Source organism: Streptosporangium vulgare (assembly GCF_042428775.1).
Classification (GTDB): domain Bacteria; phylum Actinomycetota; class Actinomycetes; order Streptosporangiales; family Streptosporangiaceae; genus Streptosporangium; species Streptosporangium vulgare.
The window spans coordinates 194,001-206,803 of sequence record NZ_JBHMBS010000012.1; the positions used below are offsets into that span (position 1 = coordinate 194,001).

Below are 12,803 nucleotides of genomic sequence, written 5' to 3' on the forward strand. Positions count from 1 at the left end.
AGACGTGAATGATTTTCTATCTTTGTGATGCCAAGATAACCGGATACCCTGGGTTAGAAGTGCTCGGTGAAGGTGGAAAGATGATGGTGTAAGTGGTGCGCGCGGCGCGAGTGGCTCGCGTGAACCGGGCCACGGGCAGGGGAGTCCGCATGGGCGAGGAAGTCGTCGCAGACGAGGTCGATTCCATCGGGAGCAATCTCATCGACGTCACCGGACTGAGTTTGAGCGACCTCGATCACATAGATAGTCCCCACCTTAAACGCGCATTAAGGCGGATACTCGAGGACGATAGCGCGGGACCGGCCGCCGGATTCACATCGTCCATATGAAAGATCTTGACTTTCGCGCAGTCATGACGGGAAATAGAGTCTTATAAGGGACTGTTTCCCGACGACCAGGGTGGCCCATGGACGATGTCGACTGGGAACGTCTGATCGACCAGCTCGGCAGGGGTGACTGCGCCCCTTTCCTCGGAGCGGGAGCCTGCGCCGGCACCCTTCCCACCGGCACCGTCCTCAGCAACCGCTACGCCCTCCGCTACGGCTACCCGTTCTCCGACGCGGGCGACCTGGCCCGCGTGATGCAGTACGGCGAGGCCGTGGTGCGCGATCCGGTCGACCTCAAGGAGACGGTCTGCGGCCACCTGCGCTCGCACGGCCGGCCCCCGGTGGGCGATCCCGGGGAGCCGCACCGGCTGCTGGCCGGTTTCCCGGTGACGACCTTCCTCACGACGAACTACGACGACTTCCTGGCCGAGGCGTTGCGGGCGGAGGGCAAGGAGCCCCACGTGGCCGTCTCCCCCTGGTGGGACACCGACCCGGCCGCGGCCCCCCGCCTGCCGGAGCCGACGGTGGAGCGGCCCGTCGTCTACCATCTCCACGGCAGCTGGGCGGAGCCCTCGTCGCTGGTGCTCACCGAGTCCGACTATCTGACGTACCTTGTCAACATGGTGGACGCCGTCGCGACCGACGGGCGGCATCCGCTGCCGACCCCGATCCTGCGTGCGATGACCACCCGGCCGCTGCTGTTCGTGGGCTACAGCCTGCAGGACTGGACGTTCCGGGTGCTGTTTCACGGCCTGGTGCGCAACACGCCCCGCAGCAACAAGCGGCGGCACGTGAGCGTGCAGCTCATGCCCGAGATCAACGGGTCGGCGGCCGGCGCCGGGGACGCCGAGGCCGCCAGGGACAAGGCCAGGCGCTACATCACCCACTATCTCGACCGCTGGAACATCTCGATCTTCCTGGGGACCGCCTCGGAGTTCTGCTCGGAGCTCCGGCGGAGAATGGGACGGACGCCATGACGACCGCGACTCGCGGCGGCGACGGGACCATCCGGCCGTACGTGGGGCTGCGCCCCTACGACCGGAGCGAGCACGCGCTGTTCTTCGGGCGGGAGCGCGAGGCCCGCGACATCGCCACCATCTGGCAGGCCACCGGCCTCACCGTGCTGTTCGGGGCGTCGGGGGTCGGCAAGACCTCCCTTCTCCACGCGGGCGTCCTGCCGCGCGTCGAGCCCGAGCGCGCCGACGTCCTGCCCATCGCCCGCGTGTCGCCCCGCGGGATCACCTCGCTGCGCCCGAAGGTGACCGGCAACCCCTACGTGCTGGCGCTGCTGTCGGCCTGGGCGCCGGACCGGCCGCTGCCCGCGCTGGCCGGGATGACGGTCTCGGACTTCCTCGCCGAACGCCCCGAACGCCTCGACAGGTACGGCGACCCCGTGCCCGTCCTCGTCGCCGTCGACCAGGCGGAGGAGCTGTTCGGCGGCCCGCTCGACCGGGAGGAGGAGCGCCGCGGGCTTCTGCGCCAGCTGGCGAGGGCGGTGGAGGAGCACGACGGCCTTCACCTGCTGCTGTCGCTGCGCGAGGAGTATCTGGCCTCCGTCCTGCCGCACGAGCGCCCGCTGGGCCGGGGCTCGCGGGCCCGGTTCCAGCTGCCGCCGCTCACCCGCGCCGCGGCGCTCGACGCCACCACGAGGCCACTCGAGGGCACCGGCCGGTTCTTCGCCCCCGGTGCCGCGGAACGGCTCGTCGACGACCTGCGCACCGTCCCGATCTCCAACGACGAGGGCCAGACCACCACGCTGACCCTGAACACGGTGGAGCCGGTCCAGCTGCAGGTCGTCTGCTCCGCGCTGTGGGAGTCGCTGCCCTCCGGCCTCCGGGAGATCAGCGTGGAGCACGTGAACCTGCACGTGAACGTCGACCGGTTCCTGACCGGCTTCTGCGACCGGATGCTCGCGCGCGTCTCGGCCGAGTCCGGTGTCACGTCGAGCGAGATCCGCTCCTGGTTGCGCAGGACCTTCGTCACCGAGCACGGGACGCGCAACACCGTCTACGAGGGCCTGCACGAGACGGCCGGCATGCCGAACGCCGTCGCCAAGGGACTGGAGGACTCCCACATCCTGCGGGGCGAGCACCGGCTCGGGATCCGCTGGTACGAGCTGCAGCACGACCGCCTCATCGGCTCGGTGCGCCAGTCGCGGCACCCCGCGGCCTACCTCGGCGACGCGAGGCTCGCCCTGGCCAGGCACAACTGGGAGACGGCCCGCGGGCTCGCGGAGGAGGCCGTCCGCGCCTCGGGGAGCGGCGAGACCTGGGTGAGCGCCGAGGCCCTGCTGATCCTGGGCGAGGTGGCGGCGGCGGAAGGCGAGGCGGAGACCGCGCTGAGCCGGTTCGAGGAGGCGGCCGGCATGTTCGCGACGCTCCAGCGGTTCAACGGGGTGGCCTCCGCGCTGACCGGGGAGGGACGGCTCTGGCTGTCGCAGGGACACCACGACAAGGCGGTCGAGCGGCTGCGCGCCGCCCTCTCCTGGGTTCCCAACGACCTGCCCGCGCACCTGGCGCTCGGGCAGGCCCTGTGGCACCTGGGCCAGCCGCGCGCCGCCCTCGCCCTGCTCAACGGAGCCGTGGCGCTCGCGGACGAGCCTCCCGCCGAGGCGCTCGCGCTGCGCGGCGAGATCCTGGCCGACCTGGGGAAGGCCGCCGAGGCCCTGCGCGACCTGGACCTCGTGCGCAGGCACCAGCGGCCGGGCACGATCGCCGCCAGGGCGCTCGCCCTCGCCCTGGAGCAGCGGTTCGACGCCGCCCGGCAGGAGATCCTCGACGCGCTCGCCGACGAGTCCGACAGCGGTCCCGTCCTGGTGCGGGCCGCGCGCGTCCACGCCCTGCTGGGAGGGGCCGCGGCGTCGGAGGGGCTCGCCTCCCGGGCGCTCGGCGCGGTCACTCCTGGGCTTCCGCCGCATCTGCGGAAGCAGGCGGAGGAGCTCCTGCGGAGGACGGCCTGACGTCGTCGCGCCGCGCCGCCTCCCACATGTGGTCGAACTGGTTCAGCCAGTAGGTGAACCAGCGCTCGTCGCGACCGCGGGTCAGCTCCAGGTGCATGCGCGAGGAGGTCGACGCGTTGTGAAAACCGTGGATCTCCACGATGACACGGCCCCTGGGGGTTTCCGGGTCGACGAGCACGAGGCTGAATCCCGGGCTGTAGGAAAGCAGGCGGTATTCGAAGTCGCCCGCCGTTCTCCAGGCGCTCATCAGCCGGAGGCGTTCCATCGTGCCCTCCAGCGCGGCGGGGAGCCGCTGGACGGGAAACTCGATCGAATCGTCCAGCTGCTTCGCGGTCTGCCGCACCGCCGCCTTCTCCAGGGGGTCGAGAATGACGATCCTGACGTTTCCTCTTTCCCGGGCGAGCACGGTGTTGCGCATGAGCTCACAGGTCTGCGCCGACAGCAGGTTGACCGCGGACGGCGCGAACACGCGCACGTCACGCGCCTGCGCGAGCAACGACGACAGCGGCACCACGTCGTACACGGAACGGTCGTGCAGCAGGCCGGTGTGCGGCTCGGGGGGCTCCTCGGGCAGGGTGAGCCGGTAGAGGAGCAACCCGAGCCCGGAGAACAGGACGGCCCATCTGAGGTTCTCGTCCAGCGTGTCGCTGAAAATCGAGAGAAACGCGAAGGCGAAGACGACGACCGTGAGAGCGTACGCGTCGATATGCTGCCGGGTCCTGAGATCCCTGCCGACTTTTTGTAACCAACGCACACCGGCCCCCAGCTCTTCGGGCGCTGTCGAAAATAGCTATGCCCATTGTCCGGGGTGGAATCTCGTAATGCTCGATATCGTGAATTCCGGTCGGCCGGGTCCTGCCTTTCGGAAATTCGGAAGGGCCCGGCCTCCGCGATCCCGGCGGGCGGCTAGACGACGGCCGGCTGGCGGCGACGCTGCCAGAGGGTGTCGACGGCGAGGGCACCGCCACCGCTGAAGGCCACGGCCAGGGTGCCGGCGGTGAGCGCGAGGACGTACTCGTAGCCGCCCTCTCCCACCGAGAAGCCGTTGCCGAGGTGGACGAAGGCGAGGGCACCGAGCATGACGAGCGTGAGCAGGACGCCGAACACGGGCAGGGCGGCCCCCAGGATGAGCGCGACGCCGCCGACGACCTCCACGGTGGCGACCGCGGGGGCGGCGAGGGACGCGAGCGGAATTCCCGCGGATTCGAAGAACGCGGCGGTTTGGCCCACTCCCGACAGGAACTTCTGAGTGCCGTGGAACAGGAAGATCACACCGAGGGCGATCCGTGCCAGCAAGAGGGTGTATAACCGTACCTGGTCAAGCATGATGACTCCTCTTGTCATTCGAATTTGTACAAAAACCATACCCGTTCGTTCGAATTTAAACAACCCGTACAATGTGCGAGTGAGCGATACGAAATGGCTCAACGAGAGCGAAATGGCCGCATGGATGGCCTATGTGGCCGCGACGCACCTTCTGGAGCGCCGTATCGAGGAACAGCTGAAAGCAGACTCGGGTCTCACCCACGCCCAGTACGAGATCCTGGCGAAACTCTCCCAGCAGCCCGGCGGACGGGTGCGGATGACCGAGCTGGCCAACCGGTTGATCGTTTCGAAGAGCGGCCTCACCTACCAGATCGGGCAGCTGGAGCGGATGGGGCTCGTCACGCGGGAGGCGTGCCCCTCGGACGAGCGGGGCGTGCTGGCCGTGCTCACCGAGAAGGGCGTGCGCTGCCTGGAGCGGACCGCACCCGGCCACGTGGCCGTGGTGCGCGCCTTCCTGATCGACCGGCTCACCCCCGAGGAGGTCGAGACGATGCGGCAGATCATGACGAAGGCCACCGCCGCCATGGAGGCGGCGCCGACGGGCCCGCCGCGTGCGCGCCGGCCGGGCAAAAGCCCAGAGTAACGCGCGGGAGGGGTTCACCGGACCGGTTCCTCCTTTCGGCCACGGGAGCGCGGTGAAGGCGGAAGAATCCGGTACGGCTCGCGCGGGGGGCATACCGCGCGAGCCGTACCGGATCACGGCCACACCGCCGGGTCAGGCGGCGGTGCAGCTGACCGAGGAGGGCGTGCCGTTGCTCCCGGACCAGTTACCGGTGAATCCGAAGGAGGCCGAGGCGCCCGGGGAGAGGTTGCCGTTGTGGGACACGTTCCGCACCGAGACGCTCGCGCCGCTCTGGGTGTGCTGCCCGTTCCAGAGCTGGGTGATGCTCTGGTTGTTGGGGAAGGACCAGTTCACCGTCCAGCCCGCGACGGCCGCGCTGCCGGTGCTCTGCACGATCACCTCGGCCTGGAAGCCGCCCTGCCAGGAGCTGACCAGCTTGTAGGTGGCCGCGCAGGCCTTGCCCACGCCCGGAGTCGGAGTCGGCGTCGGGGTCACGGTGGGCGTCGGGGTGGGCGTGGGGTTCGGGGTGACGGGCGGGGCCGCCATGGCCAGCTCGTAGGCGCGCTGCGGGACGAACTGCCCGGCCGCGGCGATGCAGCCGTCGGCCTCTCCCGGCAACTTGATCCACAGGAAGGCGTCGATCGCCGAGTCGCCGGTGGCGTTGGTGCTCGGCGTGCCGATCGCCCGGCCGCCCGGGTCGCACCACTCGCTGCCCTGCGGGCCGTTGCCGTTGCGGCTGGTGTCGATCACCGCGCGGAGCCGGGAGACGCCGGTGGCGGAGATGATGTTCTTGGCGTACGCGATCTCGGTGGAGCTCCACCGGTAGTTGGAGACGTTCAGGGAGATGCCGTCCGCGCTGTTCGCCACGTCCGCGGCCCTCAGGCGGGCGGCGGCCTCCGACGCCGACAGCCATCCCGAGTGGCCGATGTCGAAGTAGACCTTGGCCGAGGACGAGGCGGCCTTCAGCTTCTTGCCCGCGTACGCCATGGAGGCGTTCGTCTCCTGCTGCTGGGAGGAGTTCATGCAGCTGGTCATGATCGGGAGCACGTCGGGCTCCAGGATGATCGACGCCGGACGTCCCTGGAGACCGGCCGCCAGCTCGTCGATCCACTGCCGGTAGGCCGTGTGGTTGGGCGCGCCGCCCGTGCTGGCACCGCTGCAGTCGCGGTTGGGGATGTTGTAGACGACGAGGATCGGGATCTTGCCCGCCCCCGCCGCCGCGCCGACGAACGACGACACCTGGCCGCGTACGGCGGAGGTGTTGGTGGTGGTGAACCAGCGGGCCTGCGGCACGGAGGCGATCCGGTCACGGATGACCGGCGCCCTGGAGTCTCCGGGGTTGGCCGCGACCCACTTGGCGGCGCCGGTCTCAGGATCGACGTAGAACGGGGAGTCGGCGGCGGACGCGCCGGAGGCGACGGCGACCGCCGCACCTGACGCGATCACCAGAGCCGCGCAGAGCGTGGCCAGGATCGACCTTCTTGGCATGAATCGGCTCCTTAAAGGAGGTGTGGGAGCGCTCCCACCATAGGCGGCACACCCCTCCCGGGCGTAGTCCGCACCGGCGCCGTCTCACACCAGGACTCGCTGACCTGTGCGAACACCCCTGGCGCTCGTTGAAAGTTTCACCACGTCAGGCTCGTCCCGGGCCGGGCGGGACGATCCTGTCGATCGGCGGGGAGCGGCCCCCTCGGCGGGTCAGAGTCCGGAGAGCCCCATCTCCCGCGCGATGAGCATCCGCTGGACCTCGCTGGTGCCCTCGCCGATCTCCAGGATCTTGGCGTCGCGGTAGAAGCGGCCGACCGGGTACTCGTTCATGAACCCGTACCCGCCGAAGATCTGGGTGGCGTCGCGGGCGTTGTCCATCGCGGCGTCACCGGCGACGAGCTTGGCGATGGCGGCCTCCTTCTTGAACGACTCGCCCGCGAGCATCTTCTCGGCCGCGTGGTAGTAGGCCAGGCGGGCGGTGTGGGTACGGACCTCCATGTCGGCGATCTTGAACTGGATCGCCTGGTAGTGGCCGATGGGGTGGCCGAACGCCCGCCGCTCCCGGACGTAGCGCAGCGACTCGTCCACGCAGCCCTGGGCCAGGCCGGTGGACAGGGCGGCGATGGCGACGCGGCCCTCGTCGAGGGTCTGCAGGAACTGCGCGTAGCCGCGCCCGCGCCCGCCGAGCAGGTTCCCCGCCGGGACGCGGCAGCCATCGAAGGAGAGCTCGCGGGTGTCGGAGCAGTTCCAGCCCACCTTGGAGTACTTCTTCGACACGGTGAGGCCCGGGGTGCCGGACGGCACCAGGATGGTGGAGATCTCCTTCTTCCCCCCGGGCCGCTCGCCGGTGATCGCGGCGACGCCGATGACGCCGGTGATGTCGGTGCCGGAGTTGGTGATGAACGCCTTCGTACCGTTGATCACCCACTCGTCGCCGTCCAGTACGGCGGTGGTCCGCATGCCGCCGGGCACGTCGGAGCCGCCGCCGGGCTCGGTGAGCCCGAAGGCTCCGAGCATCTCGCCCGACGTCAGCCGGGGCAGCCACTCGGCGCGCTGCTCGGGCGTGCCGAACCGGTAGATCGGCATCGCGCCCAGCGACACCGCGGCCTCGACGGTGATCGACACGCTGGAGTCGACCCTGGCCAGCTCCTCCAGGGCCAGGCAGAGCGCGAAGTAGTCGCCGCCCATGCCGCCGTACTCCTCGGGGATCGGCAGCCCGAACAGGCCCATCGCGCCCATCTGCCGCACGATGTCGTAGGGGAACTGCTCGCGCTCGTAGAGGTCTCCGATCACCGGGGCCACCACGTCGCGGGCGAACGCCTCGACGGTCTTGCGAAGCTCCTCGTACTCCTCGGTCAGCTTGGGCATGATCACTCCTCGGCGTTCTCTGCGGTGGTGCGGGACGGGTTCTCGCCCAGGGCCTGGACGACCCGCGACGGGCTGGGGCGGCCGAGCCTCGCGGCGAGCCAGGTGCTGGTCTCCACCAGCGAGGGGAGGTCCAGCCCGGTCTCGACACCGAGGCCGTGCAGCATCCAGACCAGGTCCTCGGTGGCGAGGTTGCCGGTGGCGCTCTCGGCGTACGGGCAGCCGCCGATGCCGCCGGTGGAGGCGTCGACGACGGTCACCCCCTCGCGCAGGGCGGTGAGGGTGTTGGCCAGGGCCTGGCCGTAGGTGTCGTGGAAGTGCACCGCGAGCCGGGAGGGGCCGCCGAAGGCCTCGATCAGCGCGGAGACGTGGCCGGGGGTGCCGACCCCGATGGTGTCGCCGAGCGACAGCTCGAAGCAGCCCAGGTCGAGGAGCCTGCGGCCGACGGAGACGACCTGCGCGACCGGCGTCGGGCCCTCCCACGGGTCGCCGAAGCACATCGAGACGTACGCCCTCACCCTCAGGCCGTGCGCCAGCGCCCGCGCGACGACCGGCTCGAACATCTCGAACTGCGACTCCAGCGTCCGGTTGAGGTTGCGGCCCGCGAAGGTCTCGGTGGCGCTGGCGAAGATCGCGATCTCCTCGACGCCGTGTTCGAGCGCGCGGTCGAGGCCGCGCTCGTTGGGGACGAGGACCGGGTAGCGCACGCCGGGCACCCGTTCCATGACGGCCAGCAGCTCCGCGGCGTCGGCGAGCTGGGGCACCCACTTGGGGTGCACGAAGCTGGTGGCCTCGATCACCCGGTGCCCCGCCGCGGCGAGCCGGGCGACGAACTCGGCCTTGACCTCGACGGGGATCACCGCGGCCTCGTTCTGCAGCCCGTCGCGCGGCCCGACCTCGTAGATCGTGACCCGCTCGGGCAGCCCGGCCGCCCGGACCCGCTGTGGTTCGCGCATCACGCCCTCCTCGCCGGTTCACGCCTCGCGGTCCCCGCGGCCGGTGCCCCGACCTCGGCGACCCATCCGGCCGTGACCCCGCCGTCGCCGTGCGTCACGGCCCATCTGACAGCCCGCGTCGCGATCTTCCCGCGTTCCCGTACGGCCTCCGCGACCGGAGCGGAGACCGTCACGGCTCCTCCCCGCGGACCACGGCGAGCACGGCGTCCATCGCGACCGCCTGGCCGGCCCGGACCCGCAGCTCGGCGACGACCCCGCCGACCGGCGCGGTCACGGTGTGCTCCATCTTCATCGCCTCCACGATGAGCAGCGGCTGCCCCTCGACGACCCGCTCCCCCTGGCTCGCCTTCACCACCAGGACGGTGCCCGGCATCGGGCTGCGGACCTGCCCGTCCCCCGGGCCGCCCGCGCCGGTCCGGTCGCCGGGGTCGCCCAGGTGGCGGCGGGTGAGCGCCCAGGCGTCGCCGTCGCGGCCGAGCCAGACGGTGTCGCCGTCCCTGGCGACGGCGTAGCGCCTCGCGGTCTCGCCGAGGGTGACGAGCACGTCGCCGCCCTCGTCGGCCAGCCGCGCCCGCACGGCGTCGGCCTCGGGCAGGCGGACCTCGGCTCCCGAGGCGGGCAGGCCGCGGACCCTGAGCTCGGAGACGCCGTCGCGGGTCTCCAGCCGGTAGACGGTCCAGGCCGCCTCGCCCAGCCGCCAGCCGTCGGGGACGTCCCACGGGTCGGCGGGCACCCCGGATGACACGGATGACACGGCGGACACGGCGGACACGGCGGGGACGTGCTCGCGGTGCAGGACCAGGGCGGCGGCGGCCAGGACGTCGGCGGGGACGGAGGGAACGCCCCCGTGGGGGACCAGCTCGCCGAGGTGGCGCTCCACGAGGCCGGTGTCGAGGTCTCCGGCGACCACGGCGGGGTGGCCGATCAGGGCCCGCAGGAAGGCGATGTTGGTGGGCAGCCCGAGCACGGCCGTGGCCGCGAGCGCGCCGTCGAGCCGCCGCAGGGCCGCCGCCCGGTCGGGCCCCCAGGCGATGACCTTCGACAGCATCGGGTCGTAGTCACTGCCGACCAGTCCCCCGGCCATCAGGCCGGAGTCGACCCGCACCCCCGGCGGCTCGCGCAGCGCGAGGACCCGGCCGCCGGTCGGCAGGAAGCCCCTGGAGGGGTCTTCGGCGTAGACGCGGGCGCCGACGGCGTGGCCGTCGAGGCGCACCTCGTCCTGGGTGAGCGGGAGGGGCTCCCCGGCGGCGACCCGGAGCTGGAGCTCGACCAGGTCCAGGCCGGTGACCAGCTCGGTGACGGGGTGCTCGACCTGCAGGCGGGTGTTCATCTCCATGAAGTAGTAGTCGCCGGTGGCGCCCTGGACGATGAACTCGACCGTCCCGGCGCCGGTGTAGCCGACGGACCTGGCGGCCTCGACCGCCGCCGCGCCCATCGCGGCCCTGGTCGCGGCGTCGAGGAGCGGGGACGGCGCCTCCTCGACGATCTTCTGGTGCCGGCGCTGGAGGCTGCACTCGCGCTCGCCCAGGTGGATGACGCCGCCGTACGCGTCGGCCATCACCTGGATCTCGATGTGCCGGGGGTTCTCCACGAACCGCTCGATCAGCAGGGTCGCGTCGCCGAACGCGGCTGCGGCCGTGCGCCGGGCGGAGGCGAGTGCCTCCGGCAGCTCCGCCGCGGAGCGCACGAGCACCATGCCCTTGCCCCCGCCGCCCGCCGAGGGCTTGATCAGCGCGGGGAAGCCGACCCGTACGGCCGCCTCGGCCAGGTCGTCGCCGGGCTCGGCGCCGCCGGGGACGACGGGGACGCCGGCCGCGGAGACGGTGGCCTTGGCCCGGATCTTGTCGCCCATCGCCTCGACGGCCTCCGGCGGCGGGCCGACGAAGACGAGCCCGGCCTCCGCGCAGCGCCGGGCGAAGGCCGCGTTCTCGGCGAGGAAGCCGTATCCGGGGTGCACCGCCTGGGCGCCCGTCGCCGCCGCGGCGGCGAGGATGCCGTCGGCGTCGAGGTAACCGCCGGGGAGCCGCACCGCGACGTCGGCCTCGCGGACGTGCCGCGCCCCGGCGTCGGCGTCGCTGTGGACGGCGACGGAGCGGATGCCCAGCCTCCTGAGGGTGCGGGTGATCCGCAGGGCGATCTCGCCGCGGTTGGCGACGAGGACGGTGTCGAACATCCGACGGGATGGCGGTGAGAGGGTCATGGGTGGGGTCACATCCGGAAGACGCCGTAGCCGACGGGTTCGAGGGGGGCGTTGGCCGAGGCGGACAGGGCCAGGCCCAGGACGGTACGGGTGTCGAGGGGGTCGATGACCCCGTCGTCCCAGAGACGGGCGGTGGAGTAGTAGGGGTTGCCCTGCTCCTCGTACTGCGCGCGGATGGCGTCGGGGTCGGCGTCGCCCACCGTGGACAGGACGTTGGCGGCCTGCTCGCCGCCCATCACCGAGATGCGCGCGTTTGGCCACATCCACAGGAACCGGGGCGAGTAGGCGCGCCCGGCCATCGCGTAGTTGCCGGCCCCGAACGAGCCGCCGACGACCACGGTGAACTTGGGCACCCGGGCGCAGGCGACGGCGGTGACCATCTTCGCGCCGTGCTTGGCGATGCCGCCCGCCTCGTACGCCCTGCCGACCATGAAGCCGCTGATGTTCTGCAGGAACACCAGAGGGGTGTTGCGCCGGTCGCACAGCTCGATGAAGTGGGCGCCCTTGAGCGCCGACTCGCCGAACAGGATGCCGTTGTTGGCGACGATCCCGACGGGGTGGCCGTGGACGCGGGCGAACCCGGTGACGAGCGTGGCGCCGTACTCGGCCTTGAACTCGCCGAACCTGCTGCCGTCGACGATCCGGGCGATGATCTCGCGGACGTCGTACGGCGTGCGGGTGTCGGCGGGGACGATGCCGTACAGGTCGCGGGGGTCGTGCGCGGGCTCCTCCGAGGGCGCGCGCTCCCAGGGGGAGGGCGTGCGCGGCGCGAGGGTGGAGACGATGTCGCGGACGATCCGCAGCGCGTGGCGGTCGTCGTCGGCGAGGTGGTCGGTGACGCCGCTGACGCGGGCGTGCAGGTCGCCGCCGCCCAGCTCCTCGGCGCTCACCTCCTCGCCGGTGGCGGCCTTCACCAGCGGCGGGCCACCGAGGAAGATCGTGCCCTGGTTGCGGACGATCACCGCCTCGTCGCTCATCGCCGGGACGTACGCGCCGCCCGCCGTACAGGAGCCGAGGACCGCGGCGATCTGCGGGATGCCGCGCGCCGACATGGTGGCCTGGTTGTAGAAGATCCGGCCGAAGTGCTCGCGGTCGGGGAAGACCTCGTCCTGCCTGGGCAGGAACGCGCCCCCCGAGTCGACGAGGTAGACGCACGGCAGGTTGTTGTGGAGGGCGACCTCCTGGGCCCGCAGGTGCTTCTTGACGGTGACCGGGTAGTAGGTGCCGCCCTTGACGGTGGCGTCGTTGGCGACGACCACGCACTCGCGGCCGGAGACGCGGCCCACCCCGGTGATGATCCCGGCGGCGGGGGCGGCGTCGCCGTACATCCCGTTGGCGGCCAGCTGGGAGAGCTCCAGGAAGCGCGAGCCCGGGTCGAGCAGGGAGTCGACACGGTCGCGGGGCAGCAGCTTGCCCCGGGAGACATGCCGGGCCCGCGATCTCTCGGGGCCGCCCAGGCCCGCCACGGCGACGCGCTCCCTGAGGTCGGCGACGAGGCGCTCGTTGACCTCGGCGTTGCGCTTGAAACCCTCGCCCCCCGGGTCGCAGGCGCTGCGCAGCACCGGCCAGCCACTCATCCGAGCCTCCCCGTCCGGCCTGCCCGGCCTGTCTGATCCGCCCG

At 71.6% G+C, this 12,803-nt stretch carries 13 protein-coding genes; 4 read left to right on the forward strand and 9 right to left on the reverse strand.

Going from position 1 to position 12,803, the window contains the following annotated elements; all coding sequences use genetic code 11:
- Positions 1 to 53: 53 nt before the first annotated feature.
- On the reverse strand, positions 54 to 239 hold the full coding sequence (locus ACFFRH_RS25150) for a hypothetical protein (RefSeq protein ID WP_344743018.1): 186 nt from the start codon (positions 237 to 239) through the stop codon (positions 54 to 56).
- On the opposite strand from ACFFRH_RS25150, the gene fxsA reads away from it, so the two are divergent.
- The 3 genes from fxsA to ACFFRH_RS25165 all read left to right on the forward strand — a co-directional run bounded on the left by fxsA (position 150) and on the right by ACFFRH_RS25165 (position 3,285).
- Positions 150 to 329 (forward strand): FxSxx-COOH cyclophane-containing RiPP peptide, encoded by a 180-nt coding sequence (gene fxsA / locus ACFFRH_RS25155; RefSeq protein ID WP_344742995.1) that lies wholly within the window; start codon positions 150 to 152, stop codon positions 327 to 329. The two genes, ACFFRH_RS25150 and fxsA, sit on opposite strands and share 90 nt — an antisense overlap.
- A 77-nt stretch (positions 330 to 406) precedes the next feature.
- A complete protein-coding gene (locus tag ACFFRH_RS25160) occupies positions 407 to 1,303 on the forward strand; it encodes an SIR2 family NAD-dependent protein deacylase (protein ID WP_386159943.1) in 897 nt (298 codons plus the stop codon).
- Positions 1,300 to 3,285: an nSTAND1 domain-containing NTPase gene (locus ACFFRH_RS25165; protein WP_344742997.1), complete on the forward strand. Its 1,986-nt coding sequence runs from the start codon at positions 1,300 to 1,302 to the stop codon at positions 3,283 to 3,285. Before ACFFRH_RS25160 ends, ACFFRH_RS25165 begins: the two co-directional genes overlap by 4 nt.
- Here ACFFRH_RS25165 and ACFFRH_RS25170 read toward each other — a convergent pair.
- Together ACFFRH_RS25170 and ACFFRH_RS25175 are read right to left on the reverse strand one after the other, a co-directional pair.
- A complete protein-coding gene (locus ACFFRH_RS25170; protein ID WP_344742998.1) occupies positions 3,221 to 4,039 on the reverse strand; it encodes a hypothetical protein in 819 nt (272 codons plus the stop codon). The genes ACFFRH_RS25165 and ACFFRH_RS25170 overlap by 65 nt on opposite strands.
- A gap of 152 nt (positions 4,040 to 4,191) precedes the next feature.
- A complete protein-coding gene (locus tag ACFFRH_RS25175; RefSeq protein ID WP_344742999.1) occupies positions 4,192 to 4,611 on the reverse strand; it encodes a DoxX family protein in 420 nt (139 codons plus the stop codon).
- A 79-nt stretch (positions 4,612 to 4,690) separates the two neighbouring features.
- Here ACFFRH_RS25175 and ACFFRH_RS25180 point away from each other — a divergent pair, with 79 nt between their 5' ends.
- Positions 4,691 to 5,194 carry a MarR family winged helix-turn-helix transcriptional regulator gene (locus tag ACFFRH_RS25180; protein WP_386159946.1) on the forward strand — a complete coding sequence of 168 codons (504 nt, stop codon included), beginning with the start codon at positions 4,691 to 4,693 and terminating at the stop codon, positions 5,192 to 5,194.
- Between the two features lie 132 nt (positions 5,195 to 5,326).
- Here the strand turns inward: ACFFRH_RS25180 and ACFFRH_RS25185 are convergent, their stop codons facing one another.
- From ACFFRH_RS25185 to ACFFRH_RS25210, 6 genes are all read right to left on the reverse strand, one after another.
- Positions 5,327 to 6,661: a glycoside hydrolase family 6 protein gene (locus ACFFRH_RS25185; RefSeq protein WP_344743003.1), complete on the reverse strand. Its 1,335-nt coding sequence runs from the start codon at positions 6,659 to 6,661 to the stop codon at positions 5,327 to 5,329.
- A 210-nt stretch (positions 6,662 to 6,871) separates the two neighbouring features.
- The gene (locus ACFFRH_RS25190; protein ID WP_386159949.1) at positions 6,872 to 8,029 is read right to left on the reverse strand and encodes an acyl-CoA dehydrogenase family protein; all 1,158 of its coding nucleotides are present in this window, start codon (positions 8,027 to 8,029) and stop codon (positions 6,872 to 6,874) included.
- 2 nt (positions 8,030 to 8,031) lie between these two features.
- Positions 8,032 to 8,982 carry a hydroxymethylglutaryl-CoA lyase gene (locus ACFFRH_RS25195; protein WP_344743006.1) on the reverse strand — a complete coding sequence of 317 codons (951 nt, stop codon included), beginning with the start codon at positions 8,980 to 8,982 and terminating at the stop codon, positions 8,032 to 8,034.
- Positions 8,982 to 9,155 (reverse strand): hypothetical protein, encoded by a 174-nt coding sequence (locus ACFFRH_RS25200; RefSeq protein ID WP_344743008.1) that lies wholly within the window; start codon positions 9,153 to 9,155, stop codon positions 8,982 to 8,984. The genes ACFFRH_RS25195 and ACFFRH_RS25200 overlap by 1 nt, the downstream gene beginning before the upstream one ends.
- A complete protein-coding gene (locus ACFFRH_RS25205; RefSeq protein WP_386159952.1) occupies positions 9,152 to 11,155 on the reverse strand; it encodes an acetyl/propionyl/methylcrotonyl-CoA carboxylase subunit alpha in 2,004 nt (667 codons plus the stop codon). Before ACFFRH_RS25205 ends, ACFFRH_RS25200 begins: the two co-directional genes overlap by 4 nt.
- 35 nt (positions 11,156 to 11,190) lie before the next feature.
- Positions 11,191 to 12,759, reverse strand: coding sequence for a carboxyl transferase domain-containing protein (locus ACFFRH_RS25210; RefSeq protein ID WP_344743011.1), 1,569 nt, complete (start codon positions 12,757 to 12,759; stop codon positions 11,191 to 11,193).
- Positions 12,760 to 12,803 lie beyond the last annotated feature (44 nt).